This is a genomic window from Streptomyces sp. NPDC001889, from assembly GCF_053594535.1.
On the sequence record NZ_JBSFER010000015.1, the window covers coordinates 214,264 to 232,313 of the forward strand.

Consider the following 18,050-nt stretch of genomic DNA (forward strand, 5'->3'; position numbering starts at 1 on the left):
GCGGACAGAGCGGATGGAGCAGGTCCCAGGGGGCGTCCCCCTTCTCCGAGGCGCGCCGGAACAGATCCCGAGGTGGGGGCAGAGCAGCACGATGGCACAGGGCACGGTCCAGGTGACCCACACGGGCACATCGCGGTGGCGGCGCCGCACGGGCGAGTACGCCTCCCTCGCGGCGGCCCTGGAGGCGGCGGGTGACGGCGATGTCCTCACCGTCGCGCCGGGGACGTACCGCGAGAATCTGGTCATCCAGCGGGCGGTCACGCTCCGCGGCCCCGAGGGGTCGCTCGGCTCGGTGCGGATAGCCCCCGCCGACGGGGTGCCGCTGACGGTGCGGGCTTCGGCCACCGTCCAGGACCTCCATGTGGAGGGGCAGGACGCGACCTCGCCCGCGCTGCTGGTCGAGGACGGCACCCCGGAGCTGTCCGATCTGCGGATCTCCACCCGGTCCGCCGCCGGTCTGGAGGTCCGGGGCTCGGCGCGGCCCACCGTGCGCCGGTGCACCGTGGACAATCCGGCCGGTGTCGGCATCGCCGTACTGGACGGCGCGGGCGGTGTGTTCGAGGAGTGCGAGGTGGTCGCGGCGGGCCAGGCCGGTGTCTCGGTGCGCGGCGGCGGTCACCCCCGGCTGGAGCGGTGCCGGGTCCACCACGCCTCCGGGGCGGGTCTGGCGGTCACCGGCGAGGGCAGCGGGCTGGAGGCCATCGGCTGTGAGATATACGAGGTCAAGGGCGCGGGTGTGCAGATCGCCGCGCGCGCGTCGGCCCATCTGACCGACTCCACCGTGCACCGCACATCGGCCGACGGGGTCACCCTGGACACGGATGCCGTCCTCACGCTCTCCGACTGCGACATCCACGACATCCCGGAGAACGCGATCGATCTCCGCTCCCGTTCCGTGCTGACGCTCACCCGGTCCACCGTGCGCCGCTTCGGCCGCAACGGCCTGTCGGTGTGGGACCCGGGCACCCGGGTGGACGCCAACCAGTGCGAGATATACGACAGCACGGGCGACTATCCGGCGGTCTGGATCAGCGACGGGGCGACCGTGGTGCTGGACGCCTGCCGGGTGCACGACGTGCCGGACGCGCTGTTCGTGCTGGACCGGGGCTCGCGGGTCGATGTGGTCGACAGCGATCTCTCCCAGATCCGCAACACGGCGGTGTCGGTGAGCGACGGCGCCACCGCCCAGCTGGACGACTGCCGGATCAGGGAGGCGTCCACCGGCGCCTGGTTCCGGGACCACGGCAGCGGCGGCACCCTGGCGGGCTGCACCATCGACGCGGCGCAGACCGGGGTGATCGTCACCAAGGGCGCCGACCCGGTGATCGAGCGCTGCACGGTCACCTCGCCGGCCGAGGCGGGGTTCTATGTGTCGGCGGAGGGCCGGGGCACCTTCCGGAACTGCCGGGTGACCGGCAGCGGGGGCTATGGCTTCCACGTGATGGACGGCTGCCGCACCACCCTCAGCCGGTGCCGCACCGAGCGGTGCGCGCGCGGGGGGTACGAGTTCGCCGATCCGTCCCTGCTGCTGGTGGAGGACTCCACCAGCGACGAGAGCGGGGTGCGCGCCGCGGCCGAGCCGGTCTCCCCGCTGTCCGCTCCGCTGTCCTCCACCAGTGTGCTGGGCCCGGTGCTCCCCCAGCCCGTCCCTCTTCCCGCGCCCGCCCCCGGGCCGGCCGCCCCGGCGCCGCCGCCCGACCCCGGGCCCCGGCGCTCCCCGGAGGCGGTTCTGGGCGAACTGGACGCGCTGGTCGGCCTGGAGAGCGTCAAGCGCGAGGTGCGCTCGCTGACCAACATGATCGAGGTGGGCAGGCGCCGCCAGGAGGCGGGGCTCAAGGCCGCCTCGGTCCGCCGCCATCTGGTCTTCACCGGCTCCCCCGGCACCGGCAAGACGACCGTGGCCCGGCTGTACGGGGAGATCCTGGCCGCGCTCGGGGTGCTGGAGCGGGGCCATCTGGTCGAGGTCTCCCGGGTGGACCTGGTCGGTGAGCACATCGGCTCCACCGCGATCCGCACCCAGGAGGCGTTCGACCGGGCGCGCGGCGGGGTGCTCTTCATCGACGAGGCGTACGCCCTCTCCCCCGAGGACTCCGGCCGGGACTTCGGCAAGGAGGCCATCGACACCCTGGTGAAGCTGATGGAGGACCACCGGGACGCGGTCGTGGTGATCGTCGCCGGGTACACCGCGGAGATGGAGCGGTTCCTGTCGGTGAACCCGGGGGTGGCGTCCCGGTTCTCGCGGACCATCACCTTCCAGGACTACCAGGCCGATGAGCTGCTCAGGATCGTCGGCCAGCAGGCCGACGAACACGAGTACCGGCTCGCGGACGGCACGGGCGAGGCGCTGCTGAAGTACTTCACCGCCCTGCCCAAGGGGCCCGCGTTCGGCAACGGCCGCACGGCGCGCCAGACCTTCGAGTCGATGGTCGAGCGGCACGCGGGCCGGGTCGCGGAGCTGAGTGACGCGGACACCGACGATCTGACCCTGCTCTACCCGGACGACCTCCCCGAGCTGTCCTGATCCCGCCGGGACCGCTGAGCCGGCGGGGACCCGGGGGCCTGCGGAGGCTGCGGGTCCTGCGGGGACGGCGGGGCCTGCGGGGGGATGCCCGGGTGGAGCCGGTCCAGCAGTCCCCGGCGCTCCAGGGCGAAGGCCGGGTCCGCCTGGTAGTCGCCGTGGCCGAGGATCGGTTCGGGCAGAGGGTGGCTCCGGGACCGGCCGTAGACCACCGGGTCCTTGAGCACCGCGCGGTCCACCGCCCGGTGCCGGCCCTCGGGTCCGACGAGCACCGGACCGCCGATCGGGTCGGTGTGCCGCCAGAGATTGCGCCAGCAGTCGACCTCCCCGCGCAGCTGGTGCAGGGCGGTCGGCCCGAAGTAGGCGGGGAACCAGCGGCCGTAGAGGCGCTCCAGGGGTGAGCCGTAGGTGAGCAGCGCGACCCGGCTGCGGGTGGCGGGGGGCAGCTGCCAGACGGCGGACGCGGCCAGCACGCTCCCCTGTGAGTGCCCGGAGATGACGAGCCGTCCGCCGGTCCGCTCCGTCCAGGTGCACATGCGCCAGGTGAGGTCCGGGACGGCGCGCTCGGCGTAGCACGGGGGCGCGAAGGGATGTGCGGCACGCGGCCAGAACGTGCCGACGTCCCAGAGGATGCCGATGGTCCGGCGGGCGGACGGGTCGCGGTAGGCCCGGCGGCCCCAGGTGACGAACAGTATGAAACCGAAGCCGATCAGCCAGGAGCCGATGGCCTGCGCGGCCTCCGCCGCCGACTCGGCGAAGCCGCTGTCCCCGAAGGCCTCGCCGGGGACCTTGCCGCTCGCCCACGCCCCCGCGACCGCTCCGGCACCGAGCAGGAGGGTGGCGCCGGAGAGGATGCCCACAACCCTGGGGGCGGTGTCGGTGAGTCCGGCCCGGGCCCGGGTGCCGGCGATTCTGCGGGTGCGGATGGGGTCGGGCCGCCAGATGCCGGAGTCCGAGACGGCGACCTCGCGCAGGGCGTACTCGTCCTCGACGACCCGGGCGAGGCGCCGGCCCCGGCGCCAGGTCCGGGCGCACAGATAGCCGAGGGGCAGAAGCAGGACGATCAGCAGCACCGGGATGACCGACGCCAGCCAGCTGAGGAGCACGGGGGGCCCGGGGATGGTGCCGTCGCCGTCCATGCCGGGGGTGCCCGGTCCGTCCAGCCAGTCCGCGACCCGCTGGGCGATGCCACCGCTTATCACCCCGCCGAGGGCGCAGGCGAGCATGGCGACGGCCGGGCCGCCCAGCCCCCGCAGCGCGGAGCGCGGGTGCCGGGCGCGGCGCTGGAGGAGCAGCGCGGTACCCGCCAGCGCGACGGCCAGGACACCCTGGGAGAGGACGATCAGCCGGAAGGCCCACTCGTCACCCGGGAGCATGCCCCGGGAGGCCCAGCCGGGCCGGTCCCACAGGGCGTGGAGGAGGGAGAGGACGAGGATCGCCAGCGCGCCCGCGGGCATGGCGGTGACGGCGGCCCGCTCGAAGCGGGCATCGAACCGCCGCTCGCTGCGGCCCCTGCGGATCACGATCCACACCACGAAGACGAAGGCGAGGACGAGCGCGATCTCCAGGGCCCGGCCGGCGAGGTCGAGGAGGGTGCTGTCGCCGTCCCGGTCGTGGCGGGCGGCGGGCGCGGCGACGGCGGCGGCGATGGTGAGCAGGCCGGCCGCGGTGTGCGCCGCCCTCAGCCGGGCGACGAGCCGGCGCCCGTACCAGAATCCGGGCCGGCCCAGCGCGGGTCTGATGACGGGCGGACCCGCCCCGGCCGGCTCCCCGGCGCTCTCTTCCTCCTCGTCCTCCCGCTCGTCCTCTTCCTCTTCCTCTTCGTCGTCCTCGTCGTCCTCCTCGTCCGGGTCGTGGTCGTCGTCGTCACGCGGGCCCGTGTCGCCCTCGGCCACATCCATCCCGGTGGGCGGGCGCTGGGACTCGTAGGCGTTCCAGGTGCGGTGGGAGAGGTACCAGAGCAGGGTCACCAGCCCGGTGGGCAGGAGCGAGGCGAGCGCGAGCCGCCGGCCGGGCTGTGACCACCAGCCGCCCTCCGCGCTGGAGAGAAAGCCGAGCCAGTCCCGCTCGCGCGCGCACTCCGGGGTGCCCGCGCACTGCCAGGCCAGCAGATCGAGCGTCACCTCGCAGGCGGCGGCCGTGATCAGCACGGTGAGGCTCAGCGCGATCAGCCGCACCAGCACCCCGTACAGCCGGGTCGTGCGGATGAGCCCCTTGGCGCGCGGGCGCATCCAGTGCGCGAGGTTGACGACCATGAAGGGGAGCAGCAGCAGCCACAGGGCGCGGGCGCTGTTGCCCGAGGTGAGGTTGGACCAGCAGTACGCCTCGGGGATGGGCTCGTCCCGGTGCTCGCCGGGGCGGCTCTCGGCCTTCTCGTCGTCGGCGCGCCGGAAGACGGCCGCCTGGGCGTCGCCGGTGATCCGGACCGTGCGGGGGTCGCCGAGCATCTCCTGCGGGGTGGTTCCGCCGACACCGTGGACCAGGAGTTCCAGCGCCGGGCCTTCGCCTCGCGGAGCCGGAGTTGCTGAGGACACTTCTGTCACTCGCCCTCTCGATGATAGGGATCGACCGGTGCGCGACCGCACGGCACCGCATGCCTCAGGGTCCCGGACCGGGACAGTTCACCGCATGGCCCTCACCGAATCTCCGCGAGTCTCGGGGGAGGGGGCCGTGAGAGGATGTGACGCTTTGAGCCGCTGGCGGAGCGTACGACGGAAGACGACGACGTGGAAGGACCGGTCCCGGTAGTGACCGACCATCAGAACCTGCTCGCCGAGCAGCGGCGTGCCCTGATCCTCGACGAGGTGCGCAGGCGCGGCGGGGTCCGGGTCAATGAGCTGACCCGGAAGCTCAATGTCTCCGACATGACCGTGCGCCGGGATCTGGACGCGCTGGCCCGCCAGGGGGTTGTCGAGAAGGTCCACGGCGGCGCGGTGCCGGTGGCGGAGGCGAGCACCCACGAGCCGGGGTTCGAGGCCAAGTCCGCGCTGGAGCTGAGCGCGAAGGAGGACATCGCCCGGGCCGCCGCGCGGATGGCGGCGCCCGGCAGCGCCATCGCGCTCTCCGGCGGTACGACCACCTTCGCCCTGGCCCACCATCTGCTGGAGGTCCCGGATCTGACGGTGGTCACCAACTCGGTCCGGGTGGCGGATGTGTTCCACACGGCCCAGCGGCCGGGCCCGACGGGCGCGCCCCGGCCGGGTGCGGCGACGGTGGTGCTCACCGGAGGGGTGCGCACGCCGTCGGACTCGCTGGTGGGGCCGGTGGCCGATCAGGCGATCCGTTCGCTCCACTTCGATGTGCTCTTCCTGGGCGTGCACGGGATCTCGGTGGAGGCCGGGCTCTCCACGCCGAATCTGGCGGAGGCCGAGACCAACCGCCGCTTCGTGCAGGCCGCGCGGCGGGTGGTGGTGGTCGCCGACCACACGAAGTGGGGCACGGTCGGGCTGAGTTCCTTCGCGGAGCTGACCGAGGTGGACACGCTGGTGACGGACGCGGGTCTGTCGCCGCGCGCGCGGGAGGAGATCGCCGAGCATCTGCCGGGGCTGCTGCTCGCGGGCGGGTCCGGGGACGAGGAACCGGAGGGTGACGGATGAACGGACGGGTACGGGGAGCGGCGCGCCGGACGGCGGTGTTCCGGCTGACGCGCGCGGTGCCGCTGCCCGCCGGGGAGGTGTGGCGGCGGGTCACCGACTGGCGGGCCCACGCGGCGCAGGTGCCCCTCACCTCGCTCGCGTCGGTGACCGCCGGACCCGCCCGGGTGGGCACGGTGTTCGTGGTGCGCTCGGCGCTGGGCCGGGTCCGCTTCGACGATCCGATGGAGGTCGTCCGCTGGGAGCCGCCGGGCGGGGGGTCCGGGATCTGCCGGCTGGAGAAGCGCGGCCGGATGGTCCTGGGCTGGGCGGAGATCGAGGTCGCCCCGCGCGGTCCGGGCTCGGTGGTGGTCTGGACGGAGGAACTGCGCCTCCGCGGGGTGCCCGCGCTGCTGGACCCGGTGGTCACCCGGGTGGGCCGGAGGGTGTTCGGGCGCGCGCTGGACGGGCTGCTGCGGGGCCCCGGCGAGCCCTAGGCCGTCTCTTTCGGATCGTGCCGGGGCTCGCGAGCCCCGGCACCGCGCCTCGCCGATCCGGCCTGCTCCGAGAGAAACTCCCCAGGGCCTTGCGTCTCGGCCCGATCCGGACCGAAGGACCCTAGCGCCACTCCCCCGTCGCCAGAAAGTGCCTGATCCGCTCGGCGTGCGCAGTGATGTCCAGGCCCTGATCCTCCAGCCAGCCGTCGGAGTAGTACTTGTCGAGGTAGCGGTCCCCCGGGTCGCAGAGCAGGGTGACCACGCTCCCCCGGCGCCCGGCCCGCACCATCTCCGCGACGATCTTCAGCGCGCTCCACAGCCCCGTGCCGGTGGAGCCACCCGCCTTCCGGCCGATCGCGGTGTCGAGGGCGCGCACGGCGGCGACGCTCGCCGCGTCCGGGACCTTCATCATCCGGTCGATGGCGCCGGGGAGGAAGCTGGGCTCCATGCGGGGGCGGCCGATGCCCTCGATCCGGGAGCCGGCGTCGCTGGTGGCGCCGGGGTCGTTCCTGGTCCAGCCGTCGAAGAAACAGGAGTTCTCGGGGTCGGGGACGCAGATCCGGGTGTCGTACTGCATGTAGTGCACATAGCGGGCGATGGTGGCCGAGGTGCCCCCGGTGCCGGCGGTGGCGACGATCCACGCCGGTTCGGGGTAGCGCTCCAGTCGGAGCTGCTGGTAGATGGACTCGGCGATGTTGTTGTTGCCGCGCCAGTCGGTCGCCCGTTCGGCGTAGGTGAACTGGTCCATGTAGTGGCCGCCGGTCCGTTCGGCGAGCGCCGCGGACTCCTCGTACATCCGCCGGGGGTCGTCCACGAAGTGGCACTTCCCGCCGTGGAATTCGATCAGGCGGATCTTCTCGGCGCTGGTGGTGCGCGGCATCACGGCGACGAAGGGGACGCCGATGAGGCCCGCGAAGTACGCCTCGGAGACGGCGGTGGAGCCGCTGGACGCCTCGATGACCGGTTTGCCTGGCCGAATCCAGCCGTTGCAGAGGCCGTAGAGGAAGAGCGAGCGGGCCAGCCGGTGTTTGAGGCTGCCCGTGGGGTGGGTGGACTCGTCCTTGAGGTAGAGGTCGATCCCCCACTGCTCGGGGAGCGGGAAACGGAGCAGATGGGTGTCGGCGGAGCGGTTGGCGTCGGCCTGCACCTTGCGGACGGCCTCCTTCAGCCAGTCCCGGTACTCCGGATCGGTGCGGTCCACATCCGCGGTCGCCGCCGCCCCGTCCGTCACTCGCTGCTCATCGGTGTCCATGGCCGCCGTTCCTCACCGTGCTGGTTCTCCGCTCCGCACCGCCACAGTAAGCCCCCCACCAGGACAAACGATGACTTGGGGAATCCATAGGGGCGGCTTGTGGTTCAGTTGGGTGTGGCATGGGCCCTTCCCACTGGTATACGGAGCGGGAGTTGGGCAGACTGCCAGCAGGCAAATGTCATGAAGGGGGCGGAGAACCTATGACGATGGCCGAGCCCGAGTTCCGGGCGACCGGGGTGCGGATCGAGCGGTGGCCTCGTTCGCTCACCAAGGCGGGGCAGGTGCTGATCAAGGACGGCCGGCTGGAGCTGCTGACCAGCTACGGCAAGGTGATCGACAGCGCGCCGGTCCGTGCGGTCAGGGCGGGGAGGGCCTGGTTCACCGACGAGGGCAGTGCCGCGCTGACGGTCAACGGCAAGCGGTACCGGCTCACCCTCGGACAGCGCAACCACCGGGCGGACCCGGAGACCCTGACGGGGCGCTTTCTGAAGGCCGTGCGCGGGGCGGGTGCCTCCGAGGGCTGAGCGGCCAGGGCGTTCACCTGAGTGCCGCGGAGCCGGAGGGCTCTCCGGAGTGCCGAGTTGCGGGACGGTCATGTGTGGTTCACGCTGATGTCACATCACTCAGGGTGCATCAGCGGTGACACTGTGATTGTGCGGTGGATCGCGGGCACCGCCGGGCACGACTCAGCAGGCAGCCTCTGCTGGATCATCCGACCTCCGTCTTCTTCCGGACCTCTTTCGGGGAGTCGCAGCCGTGATCAGCCAGTCAAGCAGGCACTGCACGGTGGAGCTCCAGGCCCTGCCGTCGCGGATCGGCCAGGTCCGCAGAATCGTATCGGCGCAACTGCGCTACTGGCATCTCGATCCTCTGATCGACCAGGCAGCGCTGGGCGTCACCGAGTTGCTGACCAATGTCCATCGGCACGCCGAACCGGACAAGATGTGTGTCGTGGACATCGAGCTGCTGCTCGACCGGCTCACGGTCTCGGTCCATGACCACGACCCGCGCATTCCGTCCGTGCCCGCCGCCGCCCCGGACGGCGATCTCTTCGCCACCTCCGGCCGGGGGCTCTCGTTGATAGCGGCGGTGAGCGAGCAGTGGGGCGTACAGCCTCAGGGCGATACGGGGAAGACCGTCTGGTTCACGCTCGCCGCGCCGCCGCCCCCGGCGGACCCGGCACCTCCCGCTCCCGAGGCGGCCGTCACCGCCCGGGCGCCGGAGGAGGCTCCGTTCATCGGGCTGGCCGAGGACGGCGAGCAGGGCGCGGGCACCGGTGAGAGCACCGGCTCCGAGGCGGAGGACTTCAGTCCCGAGCGCGATCCCGAGCGCGAGCCGGAGCCGGATGCGGACGCGGTACGCGCGCCTGCCGCCGCCCGGACCGCCGTGGCGGGCTGATGGGCTGACCGGGGCTCCGGGCCGCTCTCCGGGTGCTCCCGGCGCTCCCGCCGCCGGGTGACCCCGCGGTCAGGACGGGCCGCCGTCGCGGCGGCCGAACTGCTCGTCCAGGACCGAGAGCCGGCGCCAGTACTCCTCCTCGTCGATCTCCCCCGCCGCGAACCGCCGTCCGAGCAGCGCGACCGGCGAACGGGGTCCCGGCGCGACGGCGGCGGGCCGGGAGGCGTACCCGCGCAGATGCCCCCGGGGCCCGCGCCAGACTCCGGTGCGGCGCAGCAGGACCACGAAGCCGGCCGCGACCGACGCCCAGACCAGGGGGAGAAGAAGAATCCACGGGCCGGTCACGGGTCCGTGTGCCAGCGTGTCCATATCTGTTCAGCTCCTCGGTGACGATGACGGTGAGGTGCGGCGCCCGGGCGCCCTGTCCCTTCCGAGGCTCCCGCCGGGGGCGGCCCGTGTCGTCGTACGGCCGGCGGCCCTCCGGATACCGCCCGGGGAGTACGGGACGGGTGCGGGCACGGGCCGCCGGCGGCGGGGCGGGGTGACACGGCCGGCCGCACCTCAGCCGGGCGGCGGGAAGGACCGCTCCAGCCTCCGCCGCAGCCGCTCCTCGTGGATGAGCCGGCCCACCAGGGCGCCCCCGTAGACCACCACGCCGACGCCCACCAGCCAGGACTGGAGCACCAGCACGGTCCCGAAGGGCCCGTAGGTGACCGCGTTGGAGGCGATCAGCGGGGAGAAGACGAACTGGGAGAAGATCCGCAGCCCCAGCATGAACAGCGCGGTCACCACCGCCCCGGGCAGCAGCGCCCGCCAGCGGACCCGGCCGCCGAGCAGCAGCCGCTGGGCGATCCAGAAGAAGAGGAAGGTGCCCGTCAGATCGACCAGCGCGGCAGCGGTGACGGCCACCGCGGACTCCGAGGCGGCCGGGGTGTTGACGAAGGCCAGCACGCCGAGGACGAGCAGGGCGAGAAAGACGACATGGCGCCACATGGTGTGCCAGCGGGCGGTGGGCAGGTCCCAGACCTTCTCGTAGCCGGTCTGCACCGCCGAGCCGAAGGTCAGGCCGAAGACCGCGAGGGCCGCGAGACCGAAGGCGGTGGTGCGCTGAAGGGCGGTGCCGGGCATGCCGAAGAGCCGTTCGACCTCGTCCTGCGAGGCCTGGGAGACCCCGAGCGCCTGCCCCAGCCAGCGGGCGAAGCCCTGGCTGCTCGCGGGGTCGGCCGCCGCGACGACGACCAGCAGCGGCACGAGGGTGAGAAAGCCGAGCGCGGCGAAGCCCATCGCGCGGTGCAGCAGCTCCATCGCGCGGGCCCGGTTCCAGGCGAGGGCGACGGGCGAGGCGAGAATCCGGGCGTGCAGTCGCCGGACCCGGTGCGGATGGGGCTGCGCACCGGAGGGCAGATGGGTCATAGCCCGCTCCCTACCCGTTCAGGGGCGGTGGGCCGCCCCGGGTGCCCCCGGACGGGTGGTGGGCGCCCCGGGCGGGCGTACGGGCGGGAGCCGGCGGACCGGAGGGCGCGCCCCGGCGCGGCTCGCCCCGGCCACCGGTGGTGACGCGACCGGCTCCCCGGCGGACGGCAGGGGTACGGAAGGTCAGGCCAGCGCGCCCAGCGGATCGTCGAGGACCGGCTGCCAGGCCAGCTCAGCGGCCCCCACCAGGCTGTTGTGGTCGAGGGTGCAGGCGAGGATCGGCACACCGCCGCCGCTGCGGCCCCAGAGACTGCGGCCGGCGACGACCGAGCGCAGCCGCTCCGGGTCGGCGGCGAGGAGTTCGCGGTGGAGCCCGCCGAGGATGATCCGGTCCGGGTCGAGCAGATTGACCAGTCCGGCGAGCCCCCGGCCCAGCCGGTCGACGAGCCTCTCGCCGGCCGCGCGGACGGCGGGGTCGTCGTACTCCGTGCGGAGCAGTTCCCTGGACTGCTGGAGCAGGGAGACCTCGGGGCCCGGGTCGCGGCCCGCCGCGACGAGGAAGGCCAGCGGGTCGGTCTCCACATCGAGACAGCCCCGGCCGCCGCAGTGGCAGGGGCGGCCCTCGGGGCTGACGGTGAGATGGCCGACCTCCAGCGCGAGGCCGGAACCGCCGGTGTGCAGCCGTCCGTCGACGACCAGGGCGCCGCCGACTCCCCGGTGCCCGGTGGCGACACAGAGGAGGTGGCGGGCACCGCGCCCGGCGCCGTGGCGGTGCTCGGCGAGGGCGGCGAGGTTGACGTCGTTGCCGGCGAAGGCGGGGCCGGTGATCCCGGCCGCCCGGACCCGCGCGGCGAAGATCTCCCGCACCGGGGAGCCCGCCGGCCAGGCGAGGTGCAGCGGGTTGAGGGCCGTACCGCCCGGTTCGGCGACGGCGGACGGCACCGCGAGACCGGCGCCCACACAGCGGCGCCCGCTCGCGCGCAGCAGTTGGGCTCCGGCGTCGACGACCGCGCCGAGGACCTGAGCCGGGTCGGCGGCGACGGTGAGACAGCCGGGGGCGGTGGCGACGGTCCGGCCGCCGAGTCCGATGAGGGCCGCCCGGAATCCGTCGGCGTGGACCTGCGCGGCCAGCACCACCGGGCCGGACTCGTCGACGGAGAGCCGGTGCGAGGGGCGGCCCTGGGCGCCGGCCGGGGCGGCGGGCCGGGAGTCGACCCGGATCAGCCCGAGGGCCTCCAGTTCGGCGGCGACCGCGCCGGCGGTGGCGCGGGTGACACCCAGCGCGGAGGTGAGCACGGCACGGGTGGGCGCGCGGCCCGTGTGCACCAGTTCCAGAGCGGGGCCGAGTGCGCTCCGGCCCCTTTCCAGCTTTGTTCTGACGCTCGTCGCCTTGCCGTTCATACGGGCGAGTCTCCCATGATCCGAAGATGGCGCGGACGGGTTCCCCGGATCGCGCCCCCGCCGCCATTCTCCCTTTGTGCCGGACCCAAACAAAATTGGGAGGGCACCGCTCCGGGGGGATCTCGCGGCACCGCCGCCGCGTGGCCCCGACGGTGTTCCCCGCCCGGGACGGCTCCCTCCGCGCGGCGGGCGGGGCGTGCGCATCGCCGCGATCGAGGAACAGCCCGGGAGAGTGAGCGCCCGGGCTTCCTTTCCGGTGCCGGCGGCCGGGGCGGGCGCGCTCGCCGGGCCCCCGGGGATGGCCGTGACGGCGGCCATGGGGTGCGGCGGGATGCCGCCGGGGCCGCCTCTCGCCGGCCGGCTCCCGCCGCCGGTGACGGTCTCCGCGAGCGTGCGGGCGCGGTGCCGGCCGGCCGCGTGACCCGCGACAGCGGGGGGGCGGGGAGGGTGCGGCGCACGCCGAACGGCCCCTGGGTGCGGGCGGGGCCGGGCACCCGGGGCGGGGGGCGGCGCAGGCCGAAGGGCTTCCGGGCACGCCGGGTGCGGGCGGGGCCGGGCACCCGGGGCGGGGAGCGGCACACACCGAAAGGCTTCCGGGCACCCCGGGTGCGGACGGGGCCGGGCACCCGGGGCGGGGCCGCGCCTTGCCCGTCGGCCGCCGCCCTGTGAGACTCCCGTACATGACACCAGGTCCACGACGTACTCAGTCGGAGCGGGACGCGATCACCGTCGAGATCGGTTACGCCCTGCTGAGCGGGGTGTTCGTGGCGGCCGTGGCCTTCGGCGCGATCGCCGGCCCCAAGCTCGCCTTCACCTTCCCGTACGCCATCGAGCGCGGGCTGCTGCTGGCCGGCTGCGGCGCGGCGGCGCTCGTCTTCCTGGTGCGGGTGGTGACCGTGCTCCGCAGGCTCCCCGCCGCGGCCGCGGCCGCGAGGAGGCGGCCGGCTCAGCCCAGCCAGCCGGGCCGGACGAGCCCCGACTCATAGGCGAGGACGACGAGCTGGGCGCGGTCGCGCGCCCGGAGCTTCACCATGGTGCGGCTGACATGGGTTTTGGCGGTCAGCGGGCTGACGACCAGTCTGCGGGCGATCTCCTCGTTCGACAGACCCATGCCGACCAGCGCCATCACCTGCCGCTCGCGCTCGGTCAGCTCCGCCAGCCGCTCCGCCTCGGCGGGGGCCTTGGAGCGGGCCGCGAACTCCGCGATCAGCCGCCGGGTCACCCCCGGCGACAGCAGGGCGTCCCCCTCCTTCACGGCCCGTACGGCGCGCAGCAGTTCCTCCGGTTCGGTGTCCTTGACCAGGAAGCCCGAGGCTCCGGAGCGGATCGCCTCGAAGACGTACTCGTCCAGCTCGAAGGTGGTCAGCATGACCACCTTCACCTCGGCGAGCAGCTCGTCGGCGGTGATCCGGCGGGTGGCGGCGAGCCCGTCGACCACCGGCATGCGGATGTCCATCAGCACCACGTCCGGGCGCAGTTCGCGCACCCGGCGGACCGCCTCCTCGCCGTCGGCGGCCTCGCCCGCCACCTCGATGTCCCGCTGGGCGTCGAGCAGCGCCCGGAAGCCCGCCCGCACCAACAGCTGGTCGTCGGCGAGCAGTACACGGATCACATCGGTCTCCTGAGCGGTCGGGGTGTGGGGACGGGGCGCGCGGGGCCGGGCGCCGCAAGGGCTGCGAGGGCTGCGGGGACGGCGGGGGCGCGGCTCACGGCGTCTCCTTCGGCTGTACGGGGAGGTCGGCCCGCACCCGGAAACCGCCATCGGGCCGGGCTCCGGCCTCGATCGTGCCACCCAGCGCGGCGGCGCGCTCCCGCATCCCGGCGAGTCCGTTGCCGCTGCCGCCCGCGTCGGAGCCGCCCGCCGGGCCGTCGTCGTCGATCCGGAGCGCGAGCCGGCCCGGCCCGTAGCCGATCCGCACCTGGGCGCGGCGCGAACCGGAGTGCCGCACCACATTGGTGAGGGCCTCCTGGACGATCCGGAAGGCCGCGAGATCGGTGCCGGGCGGCAGCGGGAAGGGGGAGCCGTCGGTGGCGATGGTGACGGTCAGCCCGGCGGCGGTGGCCTGGTCGGCGAGTTCGGGGAGCCGGTCGAGACCGGGGGCGGGCGCGCGGGGCGCGTCACCGGGCGCGCGGAGGCTGTCCAGGACCTGGCGCACCTCCCCCAGGGCCTCCTTGCTGGCAGCCTTGATGGTGGTGAGCGCGGTGCGGGCCTGCTCGGGGTCGCTGTCGAGGAGGGCCAGTCCGACGCCCGCCTGCACATGGATCACGGAGATGGAGTGGGCGAGCACATCGTGGAGTTCACGGGCGATCCGCAGCCGCTCCTCGTCGGCTCGGCGTCTGGCGCGCGCCGCCCGCTCGGCCCGCTGGCGGGCCCACTCCTCGCGCCGCACCCGCACGAGTTCGGCGCCGGCGAGGACCGCCGACACCCAGGCGGCGACGACCAGCTCCTGCGTCCAGGGGGAGCCGTGGTCCCCGGCGGGCGGCAGATAGGCGTAGAGCCAGTGCGCGAAGAGGACATGGCAGACCCAGAAGACCCCGACGATCCACCAGGCGGCCCGGCGGTGGCCGCCGACGACGGCCCAGAAGGCGGCGACCACGACCGGGAGGAAGACCGGGCCGTACGGATAGCCCGCGCAGAGGTAGAGGAGCGTGACACCGGCGACGGCCGCCAGACAGGCCACCGGCCAGCGGCGGCGGACCAGCAGCAGCGCGGGGGCCAGCAGGAGCAGGGCCCACGCCAGGCCGTCGAGCGCGGCGCGGTGCTGGCCCTGGGCGGCGAAGCGGGTGCCGACGAGGATGATCACGGCCACCGCGAGGGTGGAGCGCCAGGGCACCCGACGGGCCCGCCGGGTCCCCCAGGGCCGCGGGCGCGGTGCTCCGTCCGGCTCCTCGTGCGGGCCGCAGCGGCGGCGGACCTGCTGTTCTTCCATGGCGGCCACGCTAGACGGGCGGGGGCGGCGGGGCGTCCGCCCGGCGGCGCGACCGTGCGTACTCCTGGAGGAGTACGGCCTCGGGAGCCGTACCGCTCCCGGTGGCCCGGCCGGGAGCGGGTTCAGCCTCCGGAGCGGCTGCCCGCCCGGCTGCCGGGGAGCGCACCGGCGGGGTGGGCGCCGAGGCCGGTCTCGTGCGCGAGCCGGGCCACGGCCTCGTCGAAGAAGGCGTCCCGGTCCTCGACCAGCCGGTTGAACTGGCCGAACACCTCGAAGGAGATCAGCCCGAAGAGCTGCGACCAGGCGGCCACCAGGGCGACGACGGCGGCCGGGGGCAGATCGGGGGCGAGGGTGGCGGTGAGCCGGTGCGCCTCGGGGCGGATCTCCTCAGCGAGGGACGGCAGGGCGAGGCCGCCGGAGCGGTGGGCGTCGCGGGCGATCGAGATCAGGGCGGCGCCGACGCGGGCGGCGGGGGCGACGGTGTCGCGGGGGGCGGTGTAGCCGGGGACCGGGGAGCCGTAGATCAGGGCGTACTCATGGGGGTGGGCGAGCGCCCAGGCGCGCACGGCGCGGCAGAGGGCGAGCCAGCGAGCGGTGGGGGCGGGGGCGGCCGGTGGGGCGATGGCGGACTCGGCGGCGGCTCCGACGGCGTCGTACGCGTCGACGATGAGCGCGGTCAGCAGTTCGTCGCGGCTGGGGAAGTAGCGGTAGAGGGCGGAGGAGACCATGCCCAGCTCGCGGGCGACCGCGCGGAGGGAGAGCTTGGCGGCTCCCTCGGCGGCGAGTTGCCGGCGCGCCTCGTCCTTGATGGCGGCGGTGACTTCGATGCGGGCTCGGGCGCGGGCGCCTCGGATCGTGGTCATGCGCGCAGTCTTTCACGTTTTGGAGCAGCGCCCACTAATGAGAGCAGTGCTCTTGCTTTAGCGCACCGCTCCGATGCACACTGATCTCAAGCGAGAGCACTGCTCTCGGAATCCGGTACCCACCCCTGGAGCCCGTCATGGCGCAGCAGATCGCCCACTACATCAAGCCCAACGGTGTCGACACCGCCGTGAACCGCGCGATCGGCTGGCTCGCCCGGCGCGGGGTGAGTCTGATGGGGAGCAGTGAGCTGTCCGTCGTCGGGCGCACCAGCGGTGAGTGGCGGAGCATCCCGGTGAACCCGCTCTCCCACGAGGGGAGCACCTATCTGGTCTCCGCACGCGGCCACTCCCAGTGGGTGCGCAATCTCCGCGCCTCGGGCGGCGGGAAGCTCACGCTCGGCCGCAGCACCCGCCGGTTCGCCGCCGTGGAGCTGTCCGACGAGGAGAAGCCGGAGCTGCTCCGCGCCTATCTGAAGCGCTGGGGCTGGGAGGTGGGCCGCTTCTTCGGCGAGGTGACCGCCGCCTCCACGGACGAGGAGCTCCTGGCCGCCGCCCCCAGGCACCCGGTCTTCCGGATCACGGTCACGGAGTGACCCCCGCGAACGCCCTCCCACCGACGGACCGGGCCACACCCGGCCCCGCCAACCCTCAGGGCCCCGCCCTCCACAGAAGCCAGAAGACCCCACCCAACCGAACCGACCCCCAAGGCACCCCGAGACCCAGAGACCGCAGACCGCACACTCAGCCCCGCCGGCGTTTGAGGCGCGGGGTCCGGGGCGGAGCCCCGCGAGGCGCCGCGCCCCGCGGGCATCCCGGCCACCGGGTGGGTCCGCACCCGGACGCCGGACAGGCCCCCCGGGGTGGGGAACCCCGCCCGGCCCTCCACCGAGGCCCCGGCGGGCAGGCAGAACCTCAGACCCCGGCGCGCCGGTCCAGGGATTCCACCACCCGGCGCGCCACCCCGCTGGTGCGCACAATCCCCGCCAGCGTGGTCGAACCACGGGTGATGTCCGCGAAGGCCCGCCAGGCGGGCCGCAGGCCGGTGATCGCGGCGTGGAAGACACCGGGGCGCCGCTCGAACGCGGCGAGCAGCCGCCTCCCCACCCCCATCTCCACACCGAGCCCCGCCTTGATCGCGAAGGCGTAGTTCAGCGCCTGGCGCCGCGCGTCCACCGCGTCGTGCGCCTCGGAGATCCGCACCGCCCACTCGCCCGCGAGCCGCCCCGACCGCAGGGCGAAGGAGATGCCCTCGCGTGTCCAGGGCTCCAGCAGCCCCGCCGCGTCACCGCAGACCAGGACCCGGCCACGGGAGAGCGGTGAGTCGTCGCTGCGGCACCGGGTCAGATGGCCCGAGGAGATCGCGGGCTCGAACCCGGCGAGGCCCAGCCGGGCGATGAAGTCCTCCAGATAGCGCTTGGTCGCCGCGCCCTCGCCGCGCGCCGAGATCACCCCGACGGTCAGCGTCTTCCCCTTGGGGAACACCCAGCCGTAACTCCCCGGCATCGGGCCCCAGTCGATCAGCACCCGCCCGGCCCAGTCCTCCGCCACCGGGTCCGGCACCGGGATCTCGGCCTCCAGACCGAGATCGACCTGGTCGAGCTTGACCCCGACATGGGCTCCTATCCGGCTGGCGCTGCCGTCGGCGCCGACGACCGCGCGGGCGAGGACGGTCTCCCCGGCGGAGGTCACCACGGCCACCGTGCGCCGGTCGGGGACGGCCGCGCCGTGCTGCTCCACCCGGGAGACGGTGACCCCGGTGCGCAGGGTGGCGCCCGCCTTCTGGGCGTACTCGACCAGCTGGGCGTCGAACTCCGGGCGGTTGATCAGCCCGAAGAGCATCTTCTTGGAGCGGCGGGTCCGGGTGAGCCGGCCGTTCAGTGTGAAGGTGACGGCGTGCACCCGGTCGCGCAGCGGGAGATCGAACCCGGGCGGGAGACTGTCCCGGGTGGGGCCGATGATCCCGCCGCCGCAGGTCTTGTAGCGGGGCAGCTCGGCCTTCTCCAGCAGCAGCACCTGACGGCCCGCCACCGCCGCCGCGTAGGCCGCCGAGGCCCCCGCGGGCCCGGCACCGACGACCACGACGTCCCACACCGTCCCCTCGTGCTCCACTGCCTCTGCCTCTGCTCCGGTGCCGCCGTTCTCGCTGCTCACGATGTGCTTCTGCTCCCGATCCGACGCGTGCCCCATGCTCTCGACGGCATCCTAC

Annotated in this window: 16 protein-coding genes; 7 read left to right on the top strand and 9 right to left on the bottom strand. The window is 74.2% G+C overall.

From position 1 onward, the window contains the following. Positions 1-91: 91 nt before the first annotated feature. A complete protein-coding gene (locus ACWCRA_RS19380) occupies positions 92-2,521 on the top strand; it encodes a right-handed parallel beta-helix repeat-containing protein (protein ID WP_451068142.1) in 2,430 nt (809 codons plus the stop codon). Here the strand turns inward: ACWCRA_RS19380 and ACWCRA_RS19385 are convergent. Continuing rightward, positions 2,491-5,052 (bottom strand): hypothetical protein, encoded by a 2,562-nt coding sequence (locus tag ACWCRA_RS19385; RefSeq protein ID WP_451068143.1) that lies wholly within the window; start codon positions 5,050-5,052, stop codon positions 2,491-2,493. The genes ACWCRA_RS19380 and ACWCRA_RS19385 overlap by 31 nt on opposite strands. A gap of 213 nt (positions 5,053-5,265) precedes the next feature. Between ACWCRA_RS19385 and ACWCRA_RS19390 the strand changes: the two genes are divergently transcribed. Both ACWCRA_RS19390 and ACWCRA_RS19395 read left to right on the top strand, forming a co-directional pair. Further along, complete coding sequence (locus ACWCRA_RS19390) at positions 5,266-6,114, top strand: DeoR/GlpR family DNA-binding transcription regulator (RefSeq protein WP_451068144.1); 849 nt, start codon at positions 5,266-5,268, stop codon at positions 6,112-6,114. Further along, the gene (locus ACWCRA_RS19395; protein ID WP_451068145.1) at positions 6,111-6,587 is read left to right on the top strand and encodes an SRPBCC family protein; all 477 of its coding nucleotides are present in this window, start codon (positions 6,111-6,113) and stop codon (positions 6,585-6,587) included. The genes ACWCRA_RS19390 and ACWCRA_RS19395 overlap by 4 nt, the downstream gene beginning before the upstream one ends. Before the next feature lie 121 nt (positions 6,588-6,708). Here ACWCRA_RS19395 and ACWCRA_RS19400 read toward each other — a convergent pair whose 3' ends face one another. Then, positions 6,709-7,839, bottom strand: a complete 1,131-nt coding sequence (locus ACWCRA_RS19400) for a PLP-dependent cysteine synthase family protein (RefSeq protein ID WP_451068146.1) — start codon at positions 7,837-7,839, stop codon at positions 6,709-6,711. 200 nt (positions 7,840-8,039) lie between these two features. Here ACWCRA_RS19400 and ACWCRA_RS19405 point away from each other — a divergent pair, with 200 nt between their 5' ends. Both ACWCRA_RS19405 and ACWCRA_RS19410 read left to right on the top strand, forming a co-directional pair. Continuing rightward, positions 8,040-8,363: a hypothetical protein gene (locus ACWCRA_RS19405; RefSeq protein ID WP_351559295.1), complete on the top strand. Its 324-nt coding sequence runs from the start codon at positions 8,040-8,042 to the stop codon at positions 8,361-8,363. A 232-nt stretch (positions 8,364-8,595) separates the two neighbouring features. Then, complete coding sequence (locus ACWCRA_RS19410; RefSeq protein ID WP_451068147.1) at positions 8,596-9,237, top strand: ATP-binding protein; 642 nt, start codon at positions 8,596-8,598, stop codon at positions 9,235-9,237. A gap of 69 nt (positions 9,238-9,306) precedes the next feature. Here ACWCRA_RS19410 and ACWCRA_RS19415 read toward each other — a convergent pair whose 3' ends face one another. The 3 genes from ACWCRA_RS19415 to ACWCRA_RS19425 all read right to left on the bottom strand — a co-directional run bounded on the left by ACWCRA_RS19415 (position 9,307) and on the right by ACWCRA_RS19425 (position 12,051). After that, entirely contained in the window at positions 9,307-9,606 is a 300-nt protein-coding gene (locus ACWCRA_RS19415) for an SHOCT domain-containing protein (RefSeq protein WP_351559292.1), read from the bottom strand. A 192-nt stretch (positions 9,607-9,798) separates the two neighbouring features. Next, positions 9,799-10,650 (bottom strand): YhjD/YihY/BrkB family envelope integrity protein, encoded by an 852-nt coding sequence (locus tag ACWCRA_RS19420; protein ID WP_351559290.1) that lies wholly within the window; start codon positions 10,648-10,650, stop codon positions 9,799-9,801. 183 nt (positions 10,651-10,833) lie between these two features. Further along, positions 10,834-12,051 (bottom strand): ROK family protein, encoded by a 1,218-nt coding sequence (locus tag ACWCRA_RS19425; protein ID WP_351559288.1) that lies wholly within the window; start codon positions 12,049-12,051, stop codon positions 10,834-10,836. 680 nt (positions 12,052-12,731) lie between these two features. Between ACWCRA_RS19425 and ACWCRA_RS19430 the strand changes: the two genes are divergently transcribed. Continuing rightward, positions 12,732-13,037 carry a DUF6332 family protein gene (locus tag ACWCRA_RS19430; protein WP_351559286.1) on the top strand — a complete coding sequence of 102 codons (306 nt, stop codon included), beginning with the start codon at positions 12,732-12,734 and terminating at the stop codon, positions 13,035-13,037. Here the strand turns inward: ACWCRA_RS19430 and ACWCRA_RS19435 are convergent. The 3 genes from ACWCRA_RS19435 to ACWCRA_RS19445 all read right to left on the bottom strand — a co-directional run bounded on the left by ACWCRA_RS19435 (position 12,998) and on the right by ACWCRA_RS19445 (position 15,844). After that, the gene (locus ACWCRA_RS19435) at positions 12,998-13,663 is read right to left on the bottom strand and encodes a response regulator transcription factor (RefSeq protein ID WP_351559284.1); all 666 of its coding nucleotides are present in this window, start codon (positions 13,661-13,663) and stop codon (positions 12,998-13,000) included. The two genes, ACWCRA_RS19430 and ACWCRA_RS19435, sit on opposite strands and share 40 nt — an antisense overlap. 94 nt (positions 13,664-13,757) lie before the next feature. Beyond that, positions 13,758-14,981 (bottom strand): sensor histidine kinase, encoded by a 1,224-nt coding sequence (locus ACWCRA_RS19440; RefSeq protein ID WP_451068148.1) that lies wholly within the window; start codon positions 14,979-14,981, stop codon positions 13,758-13,760. 122 nt (positions 14,982-15,103) lie between these two features. Then, complete coding sequence (locus ACWCRA_RS19445; RefSeq protein WP_451068149.1) at positions 15,104-15,844, bottom strand: TetR/AcrR family transcriptional regulator; 741 nt, start codon at positions 15,842-15,844, stop codon at positions 15,104-15,106. 137 nt (positions 15,845-15,981) lie between these two features. Between ACWCRA_RS19445 and ACWCRA_RS19450 the strand changes: the two genes are divergently transcribed. Further along, positions 15,982-16,437 (top strand): nitroreductase family deazaflavin-dependent oxidoreductase, encoded by a 456-nt coding sequence (locus tag ACWCRA_RS19450; RefSeq protein WP_351559278.1) that lies wholly within the window; start codon positions 15,982-15,984, stop codon positions 16,435-16,437. 319 nt (positions 16,438-16,756) lie between these two features. Here the strand turns inward: ACWCRA_RS19450 and ACWCRA_RS19455 are convergent, their stop codons facing one another. Further along, a complete protein-coding gene (locus ACWCRA_RS19455) occupies positions 16,757-18,031 on the bottom strand; it encodes a geranylgeranyl reductase family protein (RefSeq protein WP_351559276.1) in 1,275 nt (424 codons plus the stop codon). Positions 18,032-18,050: the final 19 nt, after the last annotated feature.